Origin of the sequence: Streptomyces sp. SD31, assembly GCF_052068475.1 — a bacterium.
GTDB lineage: Bacteria > Actinomycetota > Actinomycetes > Streptomycetales > Streptomycetaceae > Streptomyces.
The window spans coordinates 339,739-361,809 of record NZ_JBQHCX010000005.1 but is presented as its reverse complement, the minus strand read 5'-3'; the positions used below and the strand labels follow the sequence as shown (position 1 = coordinate 361,809).

General features: G+C 72.9%; 14 protein-coding genes and 1 pseudogene. 8 read left to right on the top strand and 7 right to left on the bottom strand.

What is annotated here, in order from left to right; all coding sequences use genetic code 11:
- Nucleotides 1-3 precede the first annotated feature (3 nt).
- From ACTMVF_RS13585 to ACTMVF_RS13560, 6 genes are read left to right on the top strand one after another with little or no spacing between them, the layout of a single operon-like run.
- A complete protein-coding gene (locus ACTMVF_RS13585; RefSeq protein WP_441271361.1) occupies nucleotides 4-1,278 on the top strand; it encodes a DUF4910 domain-containing protein in 1,275 nt (424 codons plus the stop codon).
- A 5-nt stretch (nucleotides 1,279-1,283) separates the two neighbouring features.
- The gene (locus ACTMVF_RS13580; RefSeq protein ID WP_441271360.1) at nucleotides 1,284-2,573 is read left to right on the top strand and encodes a hypothetical protein; all 1,290 of its coding nucleotides are present in this window, start codon (nucleotides 1,284-1,286) and stop codon (nucleotides 2,571-2,573) included.
- The gene (locus ACTMVF_RS13575; RefSeq protein WP_441271236.1) at nucleotides 2,570-3,526 is read left to right on the top strand and encodes a glycosyltransferase family 2 protein; all 957 of its coding nucleotides are present in this window, start codon (nucleotides 2,570-2,572) and stop codon (nucleotides 3,524-3,526) included. Before ACTMVF_RS13580 ends, ACTMVF_RS13575 begins: the two co-directional genes overlap by 4 nt.
- Nucleotides 3,523-4,761, top strand: a complete 1,239-nt coding sequence (locus tag ACTMVF_RS13570) for a polysaccharide pyruvyl transferase family protein (RefSeq protein ID WP_441271235.1) — start codon at nucleotides 3,523-3,525, stop codon at nucleotides 4,759-4,761. Before ACTMVF_RS13575 ends, ACTMVF_RS13570 begins: the two co-directional genes overlap by 4 nt.
- On the top strand, nucleotides 4,758-5,309 hold the full coding sequence (rfbC, locus tag ACTMVF_RS13565; protein ID WP_441271234.1) for a dTDP-4-dehydrorhamnose 3,5-epimerase: 552 nt from the start codon (nucleotides 4,758-4,760) through the stop codon (nucleotides 5,307-5,309). The genes ACTMVF_RS13570 and rfbC overlap by 4 nt, the downstream gene beginning before the upstream one ends.
- Before the next feature lie 13 nt (nucleotides 5,310-5,322).
- Nucleotides 5,323-6,696, top strand: coding sequence for a glutamate-1-semialdehyde 2,1-aminomutase (locus tag ACTMVF_RS13560; RefSeq protein ID WP_441271359.1), 1,374 nt, complete (start codon nucleotides 5,323-5,325; stop codon nucleotides 6,694-6,696).
- Between the two features lie 12 nt (nucleotides 6,697-6,708).
- On the opposite strand, the gene ACTMVF_RS13555 is transcribed toward ACTMVF_RS13560, so the two are convergent.
- Nucleotides 6,709-7,452: a phosphatase PAP2 family protein gene (locus ACTMVF_RS13555; RefSeq protein ID WP_441271358.1), complete on the bottom strand. Its 744-nt coding sequence runs from the start codon at nucleotides 7,450-7,452 to the stop codon at nucleotides 6,709-6,711.
- Nucleotides 7,453-8,165: 713 nt separating this feature from the next.
- Nucleotides 8,166-8,546: a MerR family transcriptional regulator gene (locus ACTMVF_RS13550; RefSeq protein ID WP_441271233.1), complete on the bottom strand. Its 381-nt coding sequence runs from the start codon at nucleotides 8,544-8,546 to the stop codon at nucleotides 8,166-8,168.
- 59 nt (nucleotides 8,547-8,605) lie between these two features.
- On the opposite strand from ACTMVF_RS13550, the gene ACTMVF_RS13545 reads away from it, so the two are divergent.
- On the top strand, nucleotides 8,606-9,403 hold the full coding sequence (locus tag ACTMVF_RS13545; RefSeq protein WP_441271232.1) for an SDR family NAD(P)-dependent oxidoreductase: 798 nt from the start codon (nucleotides 8,606-8,608) through the stop codon (nucleotides 9,401-9,403).
- An 89-nt stretch (nucleotides 9,404-9,492) separates the two neighbouring features.
- On the opposite strand, the gene ACTMVF_RS13540 is transcribed toward ACTMVF_RS13545, so the two are convergent.
- The 5 genes and pseudogenes from ACTMVF_RS13540 to ACTMVF_RS13520 all read right to left on the bottom strand — a co-directional run bounded on the left by ACTMVF_RS13540 (nucleotide 9,493) and on the right by ACTMVF_RS13520 (nucleotide 13,909).
- Nucleotides 9,493-9,990 carry an SDR family oxidoreductase gene (locus ACTMVF_RS13540; protein ID WP_441271231.1) on the bottom strand — a complete coding sequence of 166 codons (498 nt, stop codon included), beginning with the start codon at nucleotides 9,988-9,990 and terminating at the stop codon, nucleotides 9,493-9,495.
- 75 nt (nucleotides 9,991-10,065) lie between these two features.
- Nucleotides 10,066-12,081 (bottom strand): FtsX-like permease family protein, encoded by a 2,016-nt coding sequence (locus tag ACTMVF_RS13535; protein WP_441271230.1) that lies wholly within the window; start codon nucleotides 12,079-12,081, stop codon nucleotides 10,066-10,068.
- Nucleotides 12,082-12,104: 23 nt separating this feature from the next.
- Entirely contained in the window at nucleotides 12,105-12,788 is a 684-nt protein-coding gene (locus ACTMVF_RS13530; protein ID WP_441271229.1) for an ABC transporter ATP-binding protein, read from the bottom strand.
- A 21-nt stretch (nucleotides 12,789-12,809) separates the two neighbouring features.
- Entirely contained in the window at nucleotides 12,810-13,181 is a 372-nt protein-coding gene (locus tag ACTMVF_RS13525) for a DUF4333 domain-containing protein (RefSeq protein WP_441271228.1), read from the bottom strand.
- Between the two features lie 100 nt (nucleotides 13,182-13,281).
- A pseudogene (locus ACTMVF_RS13520) lies at nucleotides 13,282-13,909 on the bottom strand (response regulator transcription factor).
- A 529-nt stretch (nucleotides 13,910-14,438) separates the two neighbouring features.
- Here ACTMVF_RS13520 and ACTMVF_RS13515 point away from each other — a divergent pair.
- Nucleotides 14,439-22,064 (top strand): SDR family NAD(P)-dependent oxidoreductase, encoded by a 7,626-nt coding sequence (locus ACTMVF_RS13515; RefSeq protein ID WP_441271227.1) that lies wholly within the window; start codon nucleotides 14,439-14,441, stop codon nucleotides 22,062-22,064.
- The last annotated feature ends 7 nt before the right edge of the window (nucleotides 22,065-22,071 follow it).

Below are 22,071 nucleotides of genomic sequence, written 5' to 3'. Positions count from 1 at the left end.
CCGATGACCACGCCCGGCGAGGAAATGCACGCCCTGGTGGAGCGGCTGTACCCGCTGTGCCGCAGCATCACCGGCGACGGAGTGCGCGCCACCCTGGAGATCGTCGGCGAGTACATCCCGCTCCAGGTGCACGAGGTGCCGACCGGGACGCAGGTGCTCGACTGGACGGTGCCGCAGGAGTGGAACATCCGGGACGCGTACATCGCCGACACCGCCGGCCACCGGGTCGTCGACTTCGCCGCGTCCAGCCTGCACGTGCTCGGCTACAGCGTGCCCGTGTCGAGGACCATGCCCCTGTCCGAGCTGCGCGCGCACCTGCACACCCTGCCCGACCACCCGTCCTGGGTGCCGTACCGCACCAGCTACTACAAGCCGGAATGGGGGTTCTGCCTGGCCCAGGAGATCCTGGACGCGCTGCCGGACGGCGAGTACGAGGTGCGCATCGACTCCACGCTCGCCGATGGCCACCTCACCTACGCCGAGCACGTGGTCCCCGGACAGGTCCCCGACGAAGTGATCGTCTCCTGCCACGTCTGCCACCCGTCACTGGCCAACGACAACCTGGCCGGCATCGCGGTGGCGACGTACCTGGCCCGGGCGTTGGCGGAGCAGACGCCGTACTACACCTACCGGTTCCTGTTCGCGCCCGGCACCATCGGGGCGATCACCTGGCTGGCCCGCAACAAGGAGAGGGTGGAACGGGTCAAGCACGGCCTGGTGCTGGCCTGCGCCGGCGACTCCGGCTCGCTGACGTACAAGCAGAGCAGGCGCGGCGACGCGGAGATCGACCGGGTGATGCGCCACGTGCTGGCCGCCTCCGAACGCCCGCACCGCGTCGCCGAGTTCACTCCGTACGGCTACGACGAGCGGCAGTTCTGCTCCCCCGGGTTCAATCTCGGCGTGGGCTCGCTCAGCCGGACCCCGTACGCCGGCTACCCCGAGTACCACACCTCGGCGGACAACCCGGACTTCGTCTCCCCGGAGGCGATGGCGGACACCCTCGCCGTCTGCCGCGAGGCGTTCGCCGTCCTCGACCGCAACCGGCGGTACCTCAACCTCAGCCCCTACGGCGAACCACAGCTGGGCCGACGTGGGTTGTACGACGCGCTCGGCGGCCGCAGCGACACCAAGCAGGCCCAGATGGCCATGCTCTGGGTGCTCAATCTCTCCGACGGTGAGCACAGCCTGCTGGACGTCGCCGAGCGGTCCGGGCTGCCGTTCGACACCGTGGCCGCCGCAGCCGGGGCCCTGCACGGCGCCGGGCTGATCAAGGCATGACGCCGATGACCACCGAGGGGGAGGAGACGACGACACCGGCCGGGTCCGCCCGGCGGGGCATCGTCGGCCGGCTGTCCTGGGGGCTGGCCGACCAGGCGGCCTCCAGCATGACCAACTTCGCGGTGGGGATCTATGTGGCACGCTCGCTGGGGCTGACCGCGTTCGGCGTGTTCACCCTGGCCTGGGTGACCTACGGCGTGGTGCTCAACGTCTCCCGCGGCCTTGCCACCGATCCGCTCATGGTGCGCTTCAGCGGCGTGCCGGACGCGGCCTGGCGCGCGGCGGTGGTCCGGTCGTCGGGTACCGCGCTCGGCGTCGGCGTCGCCCTCGGCGCGGCGTCCGTGGTGGCCGGCCTTGCTCTCGGCGGCCGCGTGGGGCCCGCGTTCGCCTGCCTCGGTGTCGTACTGCCGGGGCTGCTGCTGCAGGACGCATGGCGGTTCGCGTTCTTCGCCGCCGGCAACGGGCGGAAGGCGTTCGTCAACGACCTCGTGTGGGGCGTCGTGCTCGTCCCGGCCATGGTGGTGGCGGCCCATGTGGGCAGCGTGGCCGCTTTCGTACTCGCCTGGGGCGGGTCCGCAGCGGTGGCCGCGGTGTACGGCTGCTTCCAGACCAGCATCCGGCCCCGGTTGACCGGTGCGCGCGAGTGGCTTCGCGAGCACCGCGACCTCGGCTACCGGTATCTGGTCGAGAACGTCAGCAACAGCGGCGCGAGCCAGCTGCGGGCGTACGGGCTCGGCGCGATCGTCGGGGTCGGCGCTGTGGGGGTGGTCCGGGGCGCCGAACTGCTGCTCGGCCCGTTCCTCGCCGTGCTGATGGGGCTGTCCCTGGTCACCGTCGCGGAGGCGGCCCGGGTGCTGCGACGGGCCCCGCACCGCCTCGGCGCGTTCTGCCTTCTGCTGGGCGGCGGACAGGCCCTCGCCGCGCTGCTCTGGGGCGGAGCACTCCTGCTGGTACCGGACCGGGGCGGCGAGTTCGTGCTCGGCGGTGTCTGGAGCTCTGCCTCGGAACTCATCGTGCCGGTCACGCTCGGCGTCGCGGGCGCCGGCCTCGGCACCGGCGCGGCGGCCGGGTTGCGCGCGCTCGGCGCGGCCCGGCGCAGCCTGCGCAGCCAGCTGTTCGCCTCCGCCTGTTACGTCATCGGCGGGCTCGGCGGGGCGGTCGTGGGCGGCACCGTCGGCTCGGCCTGGGGCGTCGCCGCCGCGACCGTCTGCGGCTCGGCCCTGTGGTGGCTGCAGCTGAGCTCCGCCCTGCGCGAGCGCCACCAGAACCCCATCCCCGAAGTGAGGACTTCATGACCGCCCATCCCCGGCTGAGCATCGGCCTGCCCGTCTACAACGGCGAGGAGTACCTCGCCGAATCGCTCGACGCCCTGCTCGGCCAGACCTACGAGGACTTCGAGCTGGTCATCTCCGACAACGCCTCGACCGACGGGACCCGGGACATCTGCCGCAAGTACGCCGCGCAGGATTCGCGCATCCGGTACATACGGCTGACCCGGAACATCGGCGCCGCACCGAACCACAACTACGTGTTCACCGCATGCCGCGGCGAACTGTTCAAGTGGGCCTCGCACGACGACCTTTACGCCCGCGACCTGCTGCGGCGCTGCGTATCGGCGCTGGACGAGCGGCCGGACGTGATCCTCGCGCACTCCGGCCAGGCGGTCATCGACGGCGACGGCCAGGTGAAGGTCCCGTACGAGTACGGGCTCGCCACCGACTCCCCGCACGCGCCGGAGCGCTTCCGCAGTCTGCTGTTCGAGCCCGGGGGCGACGACTTCTACGGGGTGATGCGGGCCGACGTGCTGCGCCGGGTGAAGCCGCACGACAGCTACCACCACGCGGACCGCACGTTCGTCGCCGAGATCACCCTGCACGGGCCCTTCCACCAGGTGCCGGAGCTGCTGTACTTCCGCCGCGACCATCCCACGCGCGCCGAGCGGGCGAATCCGAGCAAGCGCTCCAGGTGCGTCAACCTGGACCCGCGCCGGGCAGGCCCGCTGCATCCGACGCCCCGGCTGCTCGCCGAGTACGTCTGGGGCTTCGCCTCGGCGATCAGGCGGGCGCCGCTGTCCCCGGCGGACCGGCGCGCGTGCTTCCGCCATCTGGCCGCGTGGATGACCAGCCGGGTCCGGCCGGGCGCCGGGGAGCGGGTCGAGGACCGTGCCCCGGTCGACCCGGGCCGGCTCGCGGTCTCCGTCGACGCCCTCGTCGCCGGCCGTGCAGGTCGTGAAGGGAGGCAGGCGTGACCCCTTCCCGCATCGGGGTGTTCGGCCTGCTGGGCTCCGGCAACCTCGGCAACGACGGGTCGCTCGAAGCCGTGCTCGGGTACCTCCGCGCCGAGCACCCGGAGGCGGTCGTGGACGCGCTGTGCGGCGGACCCGAGGTCGTCGCGGCCCGGTACGGGATCGCCGCGACGCGGCTGCACTGGTACCGCGGGGAGTACCGGACCGCGTCGCGTGCGGGCGCGATCGCCGCGAAGGGCCTGGGCAAACTCGTCGACGCCGTCCGCACCGCCGCCTGGGTGCGCAGGCACGACGTGGTGATCGTGCCGGGCATGGGCGTGCTGGAGGCCACGCTGCCGCTGCGGCCGTGGGGCTTCCCCTACTCGCTGTTCCTGCTCTGCGCCTCCGGCAGGCTGTTCGGCACCCGGGTCGCGCTGGTCGGCGTCGGCGCCGCCCCGATCGGCAACCGGCCGACCCGGGCCCTGGTGCGCTGGTCGGCGCGGCTGGCCGCGTACCGGTCGTACCGGGACGCCCCGTCCCGCGACGCGATGCGGGACATGGGCGTGGACACCGCACGCGACGAGGTCTATCCGGACCTGGCGTTCGCCCTGCCGACACCGGAGGCGAGCGCGCCCCCGGACGGCCCGCCGGGCCCGGTCTGCGTCGGCGTCATGGACTTCCACGGCGGCAATGACGACCGCGCCCGGGCCGAGGAGATCCACCGGCGCTACCTCGACGGGACGACCCGGTTCGTCCGCGCGCTGGTGGAGGACGGCAGGCCGGTCCGGCTGCTCACCGGCGACGAGTGCGATGCGCCGGTGGTCGCCGCGATCCTCGACGCGGTCAACTCGCCGCTGGTCACCGCTGCCGAGGCGGCTTCACTGGCCGACCTGATGCAGGAGACGGCGGCTGCCGACACCGTGGTGGCGACCCGGTACCACAACCTGATCTGCGCGCTGAAGGCCGGCACGCCGACCCTCGCCCTCAGCTACGCGGCGAAGAGCGACGCGCTCATGGACCGAATGGGGCTGGGCGCGTACTGCCACCCGGCCCGCGAGGTCGACGCCGACCGGCTGCTGGAGCAATTCCGGGCGCTGGAAGGGCAATCGGCGCAGCTGCGGCGAACCCTCACCGAGCGGAACCTGGTCGCCGCACGGCAACTCCGGGACCAATTCACCGAGTTGACCGCGGTCCTGTTCCCGACGGCCGACCACGCCCGCACCCACGCCCACGCCCGCACTCGGCAGGAGACTCCATGAAAGCGACCGAAGTCCCGGAGATCGCCGGCGCGTACATCTTCGAGCCGACACCGTACGCCGACGAACGCGGCTTCTTCTGCCGCACCTTCGACGCCGACGTGGTCCGCTCGGCGGGCCTCGACCCGCACGCCTTCGTCCAGGACAGCGTGTCCCGCTCGGCCCGGGGCGTACTGCGCGGCCTGCACCTGCGCTCCGGCGCTGGCGAGGCCAAGCTGGTGCGGTGCTCGTACGGGCAGATCTTCGACGTGGTCGTGGACCTGCGGCCGGACTCGCCGACGTACCTGGGCCGGGCCTTCTTCGAACTGTCCGACAAGACGCAGACGACCCTGTACATCCCCGCGGGATGCGCCCACGGCTTCCAGGCCCTGACCGAAACCGCCGACACCTCGTACCGGATCGACCGCCCGCACGATCCGGCCGAGGACGTGACGATCGCCTTCGACGACCCGGAGCTCGCGATCCCCTGGCCGCTGCCGGCCACATCGATGTCCCAGCGGGACCGGGAGGCGCCGAGCCTCGCCGAGGTCCTGAAGCACAGAGAGAAGTGAGGTCGGCGTGGACATCGAACACACCGGACACACCGAAGAGACCGAAGAGACCGAAGAGACCAAGGAGACCGAGGAGTTCCTCCTCCCCCGGTCGCGGCTGGCGAACGAACGGCTGCACGCCCTCATCCCCGGGGGCGCGCACACCTACGCCAAGGGCGACGATCAGTACCCCGAGAACCTGGCCCCGGTCATCAGCCACGGCCGCGGTGCCCACGTGTGGGACGTCGACGGCAACCGCTACATCGAGTACGGCTCCGGCCTGCGGTCGGTCAGCCTCGGCCACGCCCACCCGCGCGTGACCGAGGCGGTGCGACGCGAACTCGACCGTGGCAGCAACTTCGTGCGCCCGTCCATCGTGGAGGTCGAGGCCGCCGAACGCTTCCTGGCCACGGTGCCGACCGCCGAGATGGTGAAGTTCGCGAAGAACGGTTCCGACGCCACCACCGCCGCGGTACGCCTCGCCCGCGCCGTCACCGGGCGCCCGCGGGTGGCCATCTGCGCCGACCATCCGTTCTTCTCCGTCGACGACTGGTTCATCGGCACCACGCCGATGTCCGCCGGCATCCCGGCCGCGACCAACGAGCTCACCGTGGCGTTCCCTTACGGGGATCTGGCCGCCACGGAGGAGCTGCTGAACCGCTACCGGAACGAGGTCGCCTGTCTGATCCTCGAACCCGCCACCCACACCGAGCCGCCGCCCGGGTACCTCGCCGGCCTGCGCGAGCTGGCCGACCGGCACGGCTGCGTACTGGTCTTCGACGAGATGATCACCGGCTTCCGCTGGTCCGAGGCGGGCGCCCAGGGGCTCTACGGCGTCGTCCCCGACCTCTCCACGTTCGGCAAGGCGCTGGGCAACGGGTTCGCCGTCGCCGCGCTGGCCGGGCGCCGCGAGCTGATGGAGCGGGGCGGGCTGCGTCACTCCGGCGACCGGGTGTTCCTGCTGTCCACCACGCACGGGGCGGAAACGCACTCGCTGGCCGCCGCGATGGCCGTGCAGACCACCTACGTCGAGGAGGGCGTCACCGCGCGGCTGCACGCCCTGGGCGAGCGGTTGGCCGCCGGGGTCCGGGACGCCGCGGCGAGCATGGGCGTCGGCGATCACATCGTCGTCCGGGGCCGGGCCAGCAACCTGGTCTTCGCCACCCTCGACGAGAACCGGCAGCCGTCGCAGGAGTACCGCACCCTGTTCCTGCGCCAACTCCTCGCGGGCGGGGTGCTGGCCCCGTCGTTCGTGGTGAGCAGCGCGCTCAGCGATGCCGACATCGATCACACCGTCGCGGTGGTGGCCCAGGCCTGTGCGGTGTACCGGAAGGCACTGGACGCCGCAGATCCCACCCCCTGGCTGGGCGGACGACCGGTGAAGCCCGTGTTCCGCCGCTTGGCCTGACGTGACGTGACGTCAGCGACGCTCCCGACGACCGGCGTCGGCCCTCCGAGCGGCCTGCCGGTCGGCCGCCCGAGCGACCTGCTGGTCGGCCGCCCGGTCGACCAGCCACGCGGTCGCCGGTGTCACCGCCAGCGCGGTGCACCAGCCGCCGAGGACGTCGGTCGGGTAGTGCGCGCCCAGGGCGACCTGCGCCCAGCCCATGGCGGCGCCGGCGACCAGCGCCGCGGCGAGCACGAGTGACGTGCCGGCCGTTCTGCCGAGGCCGAACCTGCCCGTCGCGAGCAGCGCCACCACGAGGGCGAGCGCGGTGAGGAAGGCGGTGTGCCCGCTCGGATAGGACAGGTTGCCGTCGCCGTGAATGGTGCGTCCTACCAGGGGCTTGAGCAGCGTCGTCGTCCCCACGGTCAGGCCGGGACCGGCAACGACGAGCACCGCTGCGCGCGGCCACCGAAGCAGCACGCAGCCCGTCACGGCGGCCACGACCAGCAGCGCCGCTCCGGCAGGCTCCCCCAGGAAGTCCGTGGCCAGAGCGACGTACCGCCACGGCGGCCGCACACTGTCCGCCGTCGGCTGGATGATCCACCTGTCCACCCTGCCGGGCTCGCTGTGGCCGGCGTACAGGACCCCGAGCACGCCCACCACCAGCGTGGCGAGGGCCGCGATCAACCCGAGCGACACGCGTAGCGACGGGGGCAGCACCCCGCCGCTACCGCGATGCCGCGCCCCCGAGAATTGCCCGCTGCCGCCCGCCGGCATGGCCGGGCCCGTCAGATCCACGGGCTCGCTCCGGCCAAGCGATCCAACGCCACTGACGCTGGTCGACGTGACCTTCGGCTTCTGCCGGCGCCAACTCCCCGCCAACGAGCCCCCTCCCGTCGTGTTCGACTTGGCCCACGCGGGAGCCGTCAGCCTGTGCAGTCCCGAACTCGTCGGCCTGTCCATCCCCCTGGCGAAGAGCATCGGAATGAGCCTCTGGTTGCCCCCCTGCCCAACAATGCCGTCGCGGCAAACCGCCCTCGGACAGTCCGCGTGTCAATACGCCGGGACACCGAGGAATCCCGGCTGGTCGGCAGCGAGTTTCGACGACGAACGGTCTGTCGACCGAGCCGACGCCCATGACACTTCGGGCCGCGTCGAAGCCACTGGCTCCTAGCGTGGGAAACATTCCGGGGGCGCGGCGCCTTGCCTCGAGGGGCCACCCCCGACGTCCTGAGAGGGCGTTTCTCGGATGCCGACTGCCGGGCGACCGTCACTGTCGGTCGCCTTTGGTCGACCTCGGGCGCCCTCGCACGGCCCAGGGACGGCCCAGGAGTGATCAGGAGGGCTGACCGCTCGCTCCGCTCGACGGACGCAGATGCACCCGAAGCGCCGCCGTAGCCCGCCCGCGAAAAGCGTGTGCGCCGGAGGCGTCAGGGTCGGTCAGATGGTGCCGGCGAGGTTGTGGAGGCGTCCGCTGTGGAGTCGCGAACCTATCCGTTGCGGCCGACCCGGGCGGTGATCGCTTCGCCTGCGTGGATGATCGAGCCGAGCATGGCGTGGGCGGCTTGGAGCTGTTCGATGGAGCGGCCCAGGCGCTCGCGTTCGTCCTTGAGGTCCTGGGCCATTTCCTCGCAAGTTGGCGCCAGGATGGCTCCCTCTTCAGCCATGCAGGGCAGCACTTCCCGGATCAGGTCGGTATTCAGCCCGGCCGCAAGCAGGATCCGGACCCTGCGCACGGTGGCCACATCGGACTCGTCGAACTCGCGGTAGCCGCTGGCTCGCCGTTGCGGTCGCAGCAGCCCTTGCTGCTCGTAATACCGCAGGCTCCTGGTGCTGACGCCGGTGCGCCTCGACAGCTCGCCGATGAACATATGACTCCCGGCACAGAAGTTTGACTCTGACATCAATGTCAAGGTTTAGCTTAGCCGCCATGACAACGACTCACAGCACCCAGCAATCTCCCACCATCGATCCGAAGGCCCTGGCAGGTAAGAAGGCAGTGGTCACCGGCGGCACCATCGGAATGGGCCGGGCCATCGTCCAGGCCTTAACCGACCGCGGCGCCGAAGTGATGTACACCGGACGCAGCGACCAGCGACTCACCGAGGCCCAGGCGGCACTCGACACCCCGCTGGCCCACCCGGTGCGCTCCGACGCCACTGACGCCACATCCATCGCCGCCCTCGGCGATCAGGTCGCTGAGGACCTCGGCCGCATCGACTACCTGTTCGTCAACCAGGGCATCGCCGAGTTCCAGACGCTCGAAGAAGTCACCGAGGAATCGTGGGACCGCATCTTCGACGTCAACGCCAAGGGCGCCTTCTTCACCGTGCAGCGGCTGGCGCCGCTGATGTCCGAGGGCGGCTCGATCGTGTTCACCACCGTCTCCAACGACCAGATCTTCCCCGGTCTCAGCGCCTACTCCGGGGCGAAGGAGGCCGTCGCCGCCTTCGCCAAGGTGCTCGCCGCCGAGCTGCTCCCCCGCAAGATCCGCGTCAACGCGATCGCCCCCGGCTTCATCCTCACCCCCACCATGGGCGTCGCCGCACTGACCGACGAACAGCGCGCCGAGTTCATCGAACAGGGCAACGCCTCCACACCGATGGGCCGAGGAGGCACCGTGGAGGAGATCGCCGCCGCCGCGCTGTACCTGGCCGTCGACGCCACCTTCACCACCGGCGTGGAACTCCCCGTGGACGGCGGGTTCGGCCAGGGCCTCGGCGCATGACCGACCCCACCCGGTAGGCGGCCCCGGATCGACTCCGCCGCGCGGAAGCGAAACGTATGCAGACCACAACCTGTCCCCCTGCGGCCCGCTCAGCCGGTCGCAGGGGGACATGAATGCTGCAGACTGGATCGTGCGGATGCACCACCCCGAGCACCGCCAGGCACTCGACCACTTCTTCCACGCCTACGGCCGGGAGGTGCCGCTCTGGCCTGTCCGTCGGGCGTGCGGCAGTGGAAGGAGCGCGCTGCCGCGGCGGCAGGCTGGCAGGAGTGATCCGCCGGCATCCACGAAGCATTCCTTCCAGGTTGGTGGGTGACGCCACCGTCGACGACGAGTGCGTGGGCGGTGAGGTAGCTGGAGTCGGGTGAGCAGAGGAACGAGAGCGCGGCGGCGATCTCTTCGCAGAGCCGCCTGTCCCACCAGCTCGCCCGGATGCAGCGGTGGGGACTGGTCGAGCGGGAGGAGTGTGAGACCGGTCGGCGCGGCGCCAAGTTCCGTCTCGCCCCCCGCCGGCCGAGCCGCCATCGTGCGGGCCGCCCCCAGCCACGTCGAAGCAGTGCGCAGACTCGTCTTCGACGCCCTCTCACCGGAGCAGGTGACCCAGCTGGCCGGTCTGACCGGCGGCCTCCTCACCCACCTGCACGGCAGCCGTCGGTACGGCGTCAGTCCGCCGTCTGTGCCGGACCTTGCGTCACCTTCCGCAGCAGCGGCCTGCTGCCCGCGATGGCGGCGAGCATGGCCAGCGCGCCGACGGCCACACAGACCACCAGCTCCACGAAACCGGAGATGTTGATCGTGGTACCGGCCTGCTCGTTGAGCTGCATGGCGCCGAAGACGCCCATCGCTGTGGTGCCGCCGGCCAGGGCGGCCAGCGGGATGACGGTCTCGCGGATCCGGGCCCGGTCCAGCACCTGAAGCGGGGTGCCGGCCAGTCGCAACAGGCCGTAGACCCGGCGCCGGTCGAGGACGTCGGCGGCGGCGGTGAGGCCGGCGGACGCGGCGGCGATCACGAAGCTCAGTACCAGGGTGGCGGTGCTGACGGTGGCGATGCGGCCGGTGGCCGTGTCGTCCGGCGCGGACACGTACTCCTGCGAGATCGGATACCTGCCCGATCCGAGGGGCGTCAGGGCGGTGACGGCGGTGTCGATGCGCTCCTGCCCGCCGGAGACCTGGGCGATCACGCCGTTGACACCGCCGAGCAGGCTGAAGTAATCGTCCTCGCTGGTGACGGTGACGGTCGCGGTGACGCCCGCCCGGTGCAGGAGCGTGCGGGCCTCGGCGGCGGTGTGCCGGGCGTCGGCGGCGTTCGCGGTGATCACCGCCGCCTGCCCCTCATGGCTCGGGCCGTCGGAGCCCAGCGTGCCGACGGAGAAGAACCCGGCCACGAACCCTGCGAGCACCAGGCCGCTGACGGTGCGCCAGGCTCCGCGCGGGTCGTCGCTGAGCCGGCGCGCGGCCAGCAGCGTGGCCGGGCGCTTGGCGCGGCGGGCCACGATCCGGCCCAGCCGGTCCACGACCCAGGGGCCGAACAGCCAGAACGCGCCGTAGAAGAGCACCAGCAGCGCGATCAGCTGCCGGATCGTCAGCTGGCCGCTGTCGCCCGTGGTCGCCCAGATGTAAGCCAGGACCGCGACGAACAGCACGAGGCGGATCAGGCGGGTGCGGCGGGGGTTGGCCTGCTGGGCGACGCCCAGGGGCGAGGTGGCCACCTGGCGGAGCATGGTCACCGCGCTCACGGTGATCAGCGCGGTGACGGCCAGCACCACGGCCGCGAGCCACGGCAGCCCCACCCACAGCTGCCCGGTGTACCAACCGCCTACGCCGTACGGGAGTTCGGCGAGCGCGGGCAGCAGCGCCGTGTAAGCGAGCGCGCCCGCCAACGCCCCGGCAGCGCCGACCCCCGCCGCCTCGACGGCGGTCATGGCGAGGATCTGCCGCGGGGTCGCCCCGGCCAGCCGCAGCGCGGCGAGCCGCTGCTCGCGCCGGGCCGCACCGAGCCGTCCGGCGGCCGAGGCCAGCACGACGACCGGCATGACGAGCAGCACCACGCCCAGCAGCACCGTCCCCTGGTCGATGCCGGTGAACACGCTCGCCTTGGTGCCGGCGAACCCGGAGACCAGTGCGCGCTCGCTCAGCCCGTCGTCGTAGTAGTTCTGCTCCCCGGCGGTCTTGGAGACGGCCTGGTCGCCGGGTGCCCGTCCGACCACCGCGACCAGTTCGTCGGGCGAGGCGAGGCCGGCGGCGCCGATCGTGCCGTAGGACTTCGTCGTCGGGAAGCGGTCGGCGAGTTGGCCGGCGGGGAGGTGGTGCAGCAGGTCGGCCAGGGCCGGGGACACGTACACCTCGCCCTGCTTCGGGAAGCCGCTCAGGCCGGGGGGTGCGGGGGTGGCCGCGCGGCCGGGCAGCTGGGCCAGGTTCACAACGGTGACGGGGTCCTGGCGTACGTACGTGACGGTCGTGGCCTGGACGGCCGTCGCCTCCTTGGCCGGTACGGCGTCGGGGGTGCGCCAGGTGGTGTGCTCGGCGCGGGCGCCCGCGCCGAGGGAGGCGGCGATCATCACGAGCAGGAGGAAGGAGCCGACGGCGGCGGCGCCGGCCGCGAGCAGCTGGGAGTGCAGGCCGCGGCGGCCGGAGGACCTGGCGAGGTGCCAGGTCAGGGGCAGGACGGGGGAACGCATGGCGGGCTCCGGGGAAGGCGGGGTCAGGCGACGGTGTACTGGGTGTGGCCGCTGATGCGGCCGTCGCGGACCTGGAGGATCCGGTCGCAGTGGGCGGCGATGTCGGCGTCGTGGGTGACCATCACCAGGGCGGCGCCCGACTGCCGGGACGCGAAGGTCAGCAGCTGGATCACTTCGGTGCTGGTGCGCTGGTCCAGGGCGCCGGTGGGCTCGTCGGCGAAGACCACGTCCGGTTCGACGGCCAGGGCGCGGGCGATGGCCACGCGCTGGGCCTGGCCGCCGGAGAGCTGGCCGGGGCGGCGGTGCTCCAGCCCGTCCAGGCCCAGCGGCGCGAACCAGCGGCGGGCGCGAGTGACGGCCTCGCCGCGCGGCATGCCCTCCAGCATCAGCGGCAGGGCTACGTTCTCCTCGGCGGGCAGCTCCGGCAGCAGCTGACCGAACTGGAACACGAATCCGAACCGCTTGCGGCGCAGGGCGCTGAGCCGGTTCTCGCCGAGTTTGTCCATACGCTCGCCGCGCAGCAGGACCTGGCCGTCGTCGGGGCGGATGATCCCGGCGAGGGTGTGCAGCAACGTGGACTTGCCGGACCCGGACGGGCCCATGATGGCGAGGGAGTCGCGCTCGCCGACTTCCACGTCGATGCCGGCCAGGGCGGTGGTGGAGCCGTACTTCTTGACGAGGCCGTAGCCGGCCAGAACGGTGCTCATGATGTGTGTCCCGGTCCCTTCTCAGCGCTCGAACGTCCAGGTGACGCTCTTGGCGTCGGCCTTGGTCACACGGACGGGGATATCGACGGTCGTGCCGTCGCTCTTCTTGCCGGTGCAGGTGAGGGTGGCACCGGCCACGGCCTTCAGGCCGGTCGGGCAGGTGACGCCGGAGACCTTCTCGCCGACCCAGGGCAGAGGGTGGATCTTGCTCTGGGTGCGGCCCGCGACGATGTTCGCCGCGAGCGCCTTGTGCCCGTCCACCGAGGCGGTGCTGTATTCGTCCAGGCGGCTGGTGGACTCGGTGCCGGCGAGCACATACGTGCCGAGGCCGCCCAGCGCGACCACGGCGGTCACGCCGCCGACGACGCCTACGAGGAACTTGCTGCGCTGCATCGCGTACTCCTGATGTCCGAGGGTCCGTAAGCCCGTGGTGAGGATGCGGCTCCACCCTCGCCCGCGCGGCCGGGCGCGCGCCTCGGCCATGAGGCCGGCGTCAGCGGCGGGCCCCTCGGCCGATCGGCCGATCCCGCCGCCGGGGGGGCCGGCCTACGGTGATCGGCATGAAGTCCGTTTCCGCCCGCGGCTGCGCCCCCTGGCCGCCGTGCTGTGGCTCGCCGAGGATCTGCGCCTTGCCGAGCACCTGGCGCGGATGCCGCATCAGATAGCTGAGCGGGTCGAACTCCTTCGCGGTGAGCGCGATCGGCGTACCGTCGCGCTGCACCTGGCGGGTCGTCTCGGCCGGCACCGGATCGCCGAGGACCCGTACGGGCTCGTCAGCCGCCTCCTGTGTCGTCCGCGCCGGCCGACAGCCCGTCGAGGCGGTGTTCGAGGGTGTCGCGGGCGGTGAGCATGAGCACGGGCAGGTGGGCGTTCTCGTACCGCAGGCGCCGCAGTACGTGCACGCCGTCCAGGTCGGGCAGCATCCTGTCCAGGACGACGGCGTGCGGGGCACAGCCGCGTGCGAGCGTCAGGGCGCTGCGCCCGTCCTCGGCCGTGAAGGGCTGCCGGCCCGCCTCCGTCACGGCCCACGACAGCAGCTCGGTCAGCTCGGGGTCGTCGTCGACGATCAGCACACGCACCGCGCTCCGACGGATGGCGAGGGCTTCTCTGGCGGCAGGCATGCGCCTGATCCTGTTCCGCGTCCCTGATAGTTCCCTGTGGGTCCCGTTGCTGCGCTATGAGCTCGGGCTCATGACGGGCCCGCACCTGCGCCGGATCGCCGCCACGGTGAGTCGGGGCGGGTCGGATACGCGCCCGCCACAAGCTGTAGCGCGTACACCGGCTGATCGCCCCGGCCCGAGGCGCAGCGCCGAGTCGTACTCGTGCAGCAACGCGTCCATCCGCAGCATGCGTTCGCCTCGTCCGTGGTCAGGAGTGCGGTCAGGGACGCCGTCACCGACCTCTTCCGGAAATAAACCCGGGTGCGGGCGTCATCCGTCACTGCCCGCAGTCGGCCACCGTTCCCCCACTCGGTTCTCCCCGCTCCACAGGTTGACTCCGATTGCCGTTGTTCGCATGGGAGTTGTCGCAGGTCACGGCCCGAAAGGAGAGGCGGCTCCGTCCGATTCCGCTTGACCTGTCCCGGTACCCCCGCCATGGTGATCCCGTAGTCGCACGATTACACAGAGTTTCGGGACTGGGGGCGTGAGGATGTCGGGGGATTCATACGGTACGGATGCGTTCGCGATCGTGGGTCTGGGGTGCCGGCTGCCCGGCGGGATCGTGGATCTGGCCGGTTTGTGGGGGGCGTTGGAGGCCGGGCGTGACCTGATCGGGGCGGTCCCGGAGGACCGGTTCGAGAGCGCGCGGTTCGTCGACACCGCGATGCCACGGCCGGGGAAGTCGTACACCGCGCGAGGCGGGTTCCTGACGGACATCGCCGGGTTCGACGCGGAGTACTTCGGGATCTCGCCGCGGGAGGCGGCGCAGATGGACCCGCAGCACCGGCTGCTGCTGGAGACGGCCGTCGAGGCGCTGGACGACGCCGCGATCGACCCCGCGACGTTGGCGGGCTCGGACACCTGTGTGTTCGTCGGTGTCTCCGACTTCTCCTACGGCGGGCTGCAGATGGTCAGGGCCCGGAGCATGAACGCCTATTCCATGGCGGGCACGGCCCACTCGATCGCGGCGAACAGGCTGTCGCACTTCTTCGATCTGCGCGGGCCCAGCATGGCCGTCGACACCGCCTGCTCGTCGTCGCTGGTGGCCGTGGAACGCGCCTGCCGGGAACTCGCGTCGGGCGGTAGCCGGGTGGCCCTGGCGGGCGGGGTCAACGTGCTGCTGAACCCGGCCGGATTCGTCGGGTTCAGCCAGGCGTCGATGCTGTCGAAGCGGGGCCGGTGCGCGGCGTTCTCGGCCGACGCCGACGGGTTCGTCAGGGCCGAGGGCGCGGGCGTGGTGGTGCTGAAGCCGCTGGCCGACGCACTGGCCGACGCAGACCGTATCCACGGAGTGATCGCCGGCGCCGGCAGCAACTGCGACGGACACACCGTCGGGCTGGCCCTGCCGAGCGCGCGGGCGCAGGAGGACCTGCTGCGCCGGGTGTACGAGCGGGCGGGGATCGCACCCGACGAGGTCGGGTACGTGGAGGCGCACGGCACCGGAACGCAGGCGGGCGATCCGGCCGAGTGTGCGGCGCTGGGCCAAGTGCTGGGCGTCGCGCGGACGGTGGGGCCGCTGCCCATCGGGTCGGTGAAGTCCAACGTCGGGCACCTGGAGCCGGCGTCGGGCATGGCGGGGCTGTTCAAGGCCCTCGCGGTGCTGCGGTACGGCACGATCCCCGCCTCACTGCACCTGGATCCGCTCAACCCCGGCATCGACTTCGCCGGGCTGGGGCTGGAGCCGGTCGACCGGGCCCGTCCGCTGGCGTCGGGGGGCCGACGGCGCTTCGTCGGCGTCAATTCCTTCGGGTTCGGCAGGGCCAACGCCCATGTCGTCGTCGGGCCGCCCCCCGCTGTCCCCCCTCCGCCCTCCGCTGTCCCGCAGCCCGGCGCGGACACGGTCGGCGTACTGCCGGTGATCGCCTCGGGGCGTACCCCGCAGGCGGCCGAGGAGGCGGCGCGACGGCTGGCCGCCCGGCTGACGGGCACCATGCCGCGGAAACCGACCGCGCCGCAGGAGCCCACGGGGTCGATGGGGTCGATGGGGTCGATGGGGTCAACAGGGCCGGTGTCCACAGGGCCGACGGAGTCCATCGAGTCGGCGGAGTTCTACGACATCGCCGCCACCACCGCCGTCCGCCGCGCCAGGCACCGCTACCGCCGCGTGGCGCTCGCCTCCTCCCCGCACGGGGCCGCGCGGATCCTGACCGACGACGGCGTGACCGGTGAGGCGGTCGAGCACGGCCGGGTCGGCCTCGTCTTCGCGGGCAACGGCTCGCAGTGGGCGGGGATGGCCGCCGATCTGCTGGACACCGACCCGGTGTTCGGCGCCGAGGTGGAGTCGGTCGACGCCGCGCTGACGCCCCGGATCGGCTGGTCGGTGGCCGCGCAGCTGCGCCGGCCGGCGGACGAGTGGGGGCTGGAGGCCACCGAGGTGGCGCAGCCGCTGCTGTTCGCGGTGCAGGCCGGGATCGTCGCGGTCCTGCGCGAGCGGGGCGTGCGGTGGACGGCCGCGCTCGGGCACAGCGTCGGCGAGGTGGCCGCCGCCTACGCGGTCGGCGCGCTGACGTTGCAGGAGGCGGCATGGGTGGTCGCCGAGCGCGGCCGGGCCCAGGCGGCCACGGCCGGCCGGGGCCGGATGGCGGCGGTGGGGCTGCCGTCGGCCGAGGCGGAGCGGGTCCTGTCGGCCTACCCGGGCCTGGTGGTGGCCGCCGTGAACAGTGCCAGGGATGTGACGATCGCCGGTCATGTGAACCAACTCAAGTCGCTGGGCGAGGAGTTGGCGGCCCGCGAGGTGTTCTTCCGGCTCATGGACCTCGACTACGCCTTCCACAGCCCGGTCATGGAGCGGGTCCGCGCCCCGCTGGCCGTCGGCCTGGAGGGGTTGGCCCCGGACGGGAACACCGAGGCGCTGATCTCCACGGTCACCGGCGGCCCGGTGCCCGCGAGCGGCCTGGACGCCGAGTACTGGTGGCGCAACGTGCGCGAGCCGGTCCGGTTCGCCGCCGCCGTCGACCACGCCCTGGACGCGGGCGTCGACGTCCTGCTGGAGGTCGGCCCCCATCCCGTCCTGCGCACCTACCTGCGCCGGATCACCGCCGGACGCGACCGGGTGGCCGTACTCGGCACCCTGCGTCGCGACGCCGCCGGCCCGGCCGCGCTGCGCCGGTCGGTGGAAGCGCTGATCGCCGCCGGGGCCCGGACGGACTGGACGCGCTGGTTCCCGCGCCCTGCCCGGGTGGCGGAGCTCCCGGCGTACCCGTGGCAGCGGGAACGGCACTGGAGCGGCACCCCGCAGCAGTGGATCGTCAGCAGCGGATCGGGACGCCTGGACCACCCTCTGCTGGGCGAGCGGCTGCCGACGGCGGAGCCTTCCTGGCACGGGCCGGTCGAACCGGTGCTGGTGCCCTGGCTGGCCGACCACAAGGTGGCCGGGTCGGTGGTCCTCCCCGCGACGGGCTACGTCGAGATGGCCCTGTCCGCCGGGCGGCGGGTGCTGGACGGTCCGGTGGAACTGGCGTGGCTGGAGGTGAGCCGCCCGCTGGTCGTCCCGTGGGACCGGGCCGGGGACGTCCACGTGCAGCTCGGGTTCTCATCCGACGACGGCATGGTGTCCATCACCAGCACCGAGGCCGCCGACGGCACCGATACCGACGGCACGCGGCCCCGCCCGCACGCCCGCTGCCGGGTCCGCGAGCTGATCGGCCGACCGCCCGCCCGGATCGACCTGACCGCGGTGCGCGCCCGCTGCGCCCGCCGGGGCGACGTCGACACCCTGTATCCCCAACTGGCCGCCAGCGGCCTGGACTACGGGCCCGCTTTCCGGCAACTCGCCCGACTGCACCTCGGGGACGGCGAGGTGCTGGCGGCCTACCGGCACACCACGGACGCGGCCGACACCGCGCGGTACGTGGCGCATCCGGCGCTGCTGGACGGCGCGCTCCAGGCCTGTGTGCCGCTCGTGGCCGCCCGGGCCGGGGCCGGGCAGTGCTGGCTGCCGGCCGCGATCGGGGCCGTACGCGTCTGGCGGAGCCCGTCCGCGACGGGGATGCTGCACGTCCGCGACCGCACGCGTGGCACCGCCGAACTCTGCTTCGACATCACCGTCACCGACCCGGACGGCAGCGTCACCGCCGAACTGGACGGCGTACGCATGCGGCGGGTGCCCGGCCCGGCCGACCGGGCGCCCCTGCGATACGAGACCGTGCTGCGGGCCGCGCCGCATCCCCACCTGCCGGCCGCGCCCTCGCCGCTGCCCGCCAACCATGAGCTCGCCGCGGCCGCCGCGGGGAGCGTCGACGCGCTGGAGGCCGGCTGGCGTGCCACGCGCTTCGCGGACTTCACCGCCCGGCTGAAGCTGGTGACCGCCCATGTGGCCGCCGCCGCGTTCGGGGACCTGCTGCCCGCGGACGTGGCCGAGTTCACCCCCGCCGACCTGGTGCGACAGGGGATGCTCCCCGGATACGAGCGGCTGGCGCGGGCCCTGCTGAGCCTGATGGCCGGTCACGGTCTGGCCGCCGCCGGCGAGGGACGGTGGCGGCTGACCGGCGCCGCGGACCCGGGGCCCCTCCTGGCCGGGCTGGCGTCGGACTTCCCGGCGTGCGGTGCCGAAGTGCAGCTGGCGGTCCGCCAGTTGTCGCATCTGCCGCAGGCTCTGCGCGGCGAACGCGACGCACTGCAACTGCTGACCGGCCAGGGCTCCCAGGAAGCGCTGGAGCAGTTCTACGACGTGGCGCCGTCCTGCCGTTTCCACAACCGGGTCATCGCCTCGCTCGCGGCGGAGATCGCCCGGGCCTGGCCCGAGGACCGGCCCCTGCGGATCCTGGAGATCGGCGGGGGCACGGGCGGTACCGCCGCCGCGGTACTGCCGCTGCTGCCGCCCGAGCGGACCGTCTACCACTTCACCGACGTCTCCGCGGCCTTCTTCGCCCGCGCCCGGCACCGTTTCGGCGACCACGACTTCGTCGACTACCGCCCGTTCGACCTGAACGCCGACCCGGCCGAGCAGGGCTTCGCCGACGGCGCTTACGACCTTGTCGTCGCGGCCAACTCCCTCCATACCGCGACGGACTTGAGGGCCGCCCTGCGCCGGGTGCGGGGCCTGCTGGCCCCTGAGGGCCGGCTGCTGGCCATCGAGACACACGACACGGACTACCTGCTGCCGCTCTTCGGCACGCTGGACAGCTTCTGGCGGCACGACGACGAACTGCGGCCGGACTCCCCCCTGTTGAGCCGGGGCCAGTGGATGGACGCGCTGCCCGCATGCGGCCTCGCCGACGTCGTCTGCCTCGGTGGCGACATCGAGTCACCCTCCCGGGACGGCGTCTCGGTGCTGCTGGCCTCGGCTCCCTCACCCGAGACCGCCCAGCCCGCGCTGCCCCAGCCGGTCGACGGCACCCGTTGGATCGTGGCCACGGAAAGCGGATCCGAGACCCCACTGGCCGAGCACCTCGCCGCCCTCCTGGCCGACGGCGGAACACGGTCCGTCCCGGTGATGCCCGCTCCCGTCGCCCCGGCGGCCTGGACGGCCTCGCTCACCGGTGACGGCGACCCGGCCGTGGTGCTCGTGCTCGGCGACTCCCCCGCCGACTCCGCCTCCGACTCCCCCGCCGCCCCGCAGGCGATGCTCGACCAGACCGTACGGCGTGCCGCCACGCTGCGCGCCCTGGCCACGGCCTGCCGGAACCTCCCAGGCGATGCCCGGCCCGCCCTGTGGCTGGTGACCCGGCCCAGCGGCGCGCTGCCCGCACCCGAACGTGCCGCCCACCCGCAGGACGCCGCCGCCTGGGGCATGGCCCGCACCCTCGCCAACGAGCACCCCGACCTGCGGGTGACCCGGCTGTCGCTGGAACGCCTCGGCGACCCCGCCGCCGACGCGCACCGGCTGGCCCGCGAGCTGCTGGCACCCGCCGTGCCCTTCGGTGACGACGGGGAGGCGGCCGCAGCGCGTGAGGACGAGATCGTCATCACATCGGGCGGCCGCTTCCTGCCCCGGGAACGCGCACTCCCCTCCGGCGAGCACGTCGAGCAGAGCGGCGACGCACCCTTCGCCCTTCGGATCCGCACACCCGGACTGTCGTACGAGCCGGTCTGGACCCGGACCCGCCCCCTCGCTCCCGGGGCCGGTGAGGTGGTGATCGCGGTGCGCGCCGCCGCGCTCAACTACCGCGACATCATGCAGGCGACGGGGCTGCTGCCCCCGGAGGCCGGCGAAGGGGGGTTCGGGGCGGACGGTCCCGGCCTCGAATGCGCCGGGATCGTCACGGCCGTGGGCGAGGGCGTGGGCGGCCTGGCCGTCGGGGACCGGGTGTGCGCGGTCGTCCCGGCCTGTCTGGCCTCGCACACGGTGGCCCCCGCGGCGGCCGTGGTGAAGATCCCCGACGGGCTCGGTTTCGCGGCAGCCGCGACTCTGCCGGTGGCCTTCCTGACGGTGCACTACGCGCTGCACGACCTGGCGCGGCTCGCGGCCGGGGAGACCGTGCTGGTGCACGGCGCCGCCGGCGGAGTGGGGCTGGCCGCCGTCCAGTACGCCCGTCTGGTGGGGGCCACGGTGATCGCCACCGCGGGCAACCCGGCCAAGCGTGACCTGCTGCGCGCGCTGGGCGTCGAGCACGTACTGGATTCCCGGAGCCTGGACTTCGCCGGTCAGGCGCTGCGGATCACCGGTGGGCGCGGGGTCGACGTGGTGCTCAACTCGCTGGCGGGGCAGGCCATCGACCGGGGTCTGGAGACGCTGCGGCCGGGCGGCCGGTTCGTCGAGCTCGGCAAGCGTGACATCTACGCCAACAAGCCCCTCCTCATGCGGCCGTTCAGCCGCAACATCGCCTTCTTCGGCGTCGACGTCACCGCCCTGCTGGGCGACGAGGCCGGGCTCGAACACGGGCGGCGTCTGCTGGCCGAGGTCGCCGAACGGGTGGCGGACGGCCGCTACCGGCCGCTGCCGCACACCCTCTACCCGGCCGCGCGGGTCGGCGAGGCGTTCGCGCTGCTGCAGCACTCGCGGCACATCGGCAAGGTCGTCGTGAGCCTCGACCCCCAGGACGGCCCGGTACCTGTCCGCACCCGGCCCGAGCCGCCCCGCCTCGACCCCGACGGCACCTATCTGGTCACCGGTGGGCTGAGCGGATTCGGCGCCGCGACCGCCCGGCGGCTCGCCGAGCGCGGCGCCCGCCATCTGGCCCTGGTCTCCCGGCGCGGCGCCGACGGGCCGGAGGCGACCGACGTACTGTCCGACCTGGCCGCGCTGGATGTGACCGTCACGCCGTACGCCGCCGACGTCACCGACGCCGCCGCCATGGCCGAGGTGATCGGCCGCGTCGACGCCACCGGGCACCGGCTCACCGGTGTGGTGCACGCGGCCATGACGCTCGACGACGCCCCGCTCACCGAACTGACCGACGAGCGGATCCGCGCGGTCCTGGCCCCCAAGATGGCCGGGGCGGCAGTACTCGACGCGCTGACCCGCGACCACGACCTGCGGTTGTTCTGGCTGTACTCCTCCTTCGCCGCGGCCGTCGGCAACGTCAAGCAGTCCGCCTACGTCGCCGGGAACCTGTTCACCGAAGCGCTGGCCCGACGACGGCACCACGGCGCACGGCCGGCTCTCGCCGTCGCCTGGGGTGCGCTCGGGGACTGCGGCCATGTCGCCCGCGAGGGCCTCGTACCGTCCTTGGAAACGCTCGGCACGTTCCCGCTCGGCTCGCGCGAGGCGCTGGACGCCCTGGAGACACCGGCGGCGTCCGGCGCGTGTGTCGCCGGGGTCGGCCGATACGACTGGGCCCGGCTGCGCACCTTCCTGCCGGCCCTGACCACGCCCCGCTTCGCGGCACTGCTGCCCGCCGACGGCGACCTCGGCGGCCACACCCGCCAGGACCTCGTGGCGGCGCTGGCCGGCCTCAGCGTCGAGGAAGCGCTGAAGACCGTAAGCGGCACACTCGCCGAGTACCTGGCCCAGATCCTGCAAACCGACGCCGCCCGCCTCGACCCGAAACTGCCGCTTCAGGACTACGGCGTCGACTCCCTGATGGCCGCCGAACTGCTGACCACACTGCGGCAACGCCTCGATGTGGAGATCCCGCCCCTGGAACTCCTCCAGGGCGGCGTCACCGTCACCGACCTCGCCCGCCATGTGCTGCTGCGCCTGGGCGTGCGCACCACCGACACCGCCAACTGCTGAAAGGGAG

What these genes read in the sequence shown, in the direction of transcription:
- ACTMVF_RS13585 (WP_441271361.1), top strand. Translation starts at nt 4, where the DNA reads ATGACCACGCCCGGCGAGGAAATGCACGCCCTGGTGGAGCGGCTGTAC.
- ACTMVF_RS13580 (WP_441271360.1), top strand. Translation starts at nt 1,284, where the DNA reads ATGACCACCGAGGGGGAGGAGACGACGACACCGGCCGGGTCCGCCCGG.
- ACTMVF_RS13575 (WP_441271236.1), top strand. Translation starts at nt 2,570, where the DNA reads ATGACCGCCCATCCCCGGCTGAGCATCGGCCTGCCCGTCTACAACGGC.
- rfbC (WP_441271234.1), top strand. Translation starts at nt 4,758, where the DNA reads ATGAAAGCGACCGAAGTCCCGGAGATCGCCGGCGCGTACATCTTCGAG.
- ACTMVF_RS13555 (WP_441271358.1), bottom strand. Translation starts at nt 7,452, where the DNA reads ATGCCGGCGGGCGGCAGCGGGCAATTCTCGGGGGCGCGGCATCGCGGT.
- ACTMVF_RS13550 (WP_441271233.1), bottom strand. Translation starts at nt 8,546, where the DNA reads ATGTTCATCGGCGAGCTGTCGAGGCGCACCGGCGTCAGCACCAGGAGC.
- ACTMVF_RS13545 (WP_441271232.1), top strand. Translation starts at nt 8,606, where the DNA reads ATGACAACGACTCACAGCACCCAGCAATCTCCCACCATCGATCCGAAG.
- ACTMVF_RS13535 (WP_441271230.1), bottom strand. Translation starts at nt 12,081, where the DNA reads ATGCGTTCCCCCGTCCTGCCCCTGACCTGGCACCTCGCCAGGTCCTCC.
- ACTMVF_RS13530 (WP_441271229.1), bottom strand. Translation starts at nt 12,788, where the DNA reads ATGAGCACCGTTCTGGCCGGCTACGGCCTCGTCAAGAAGTACGGCTCC.
- ACTMVF_RS13525 (WP_441271228.1), bottom strand. Translation starts at nt 13,181, where the DNA reads ATGCAGCGCAGCAAGTTCCTCGTAGGCGTCGTCGGCGGCGTGACCGCC.
- ACTMVF_RS13515 (WP_441271227.1), top strand. Translation starts at nt 14,439, where the DNA reads ATGTCGGGGGATTCATACGGTACGGATGCGTTCGCGATCGTGGGTCTG.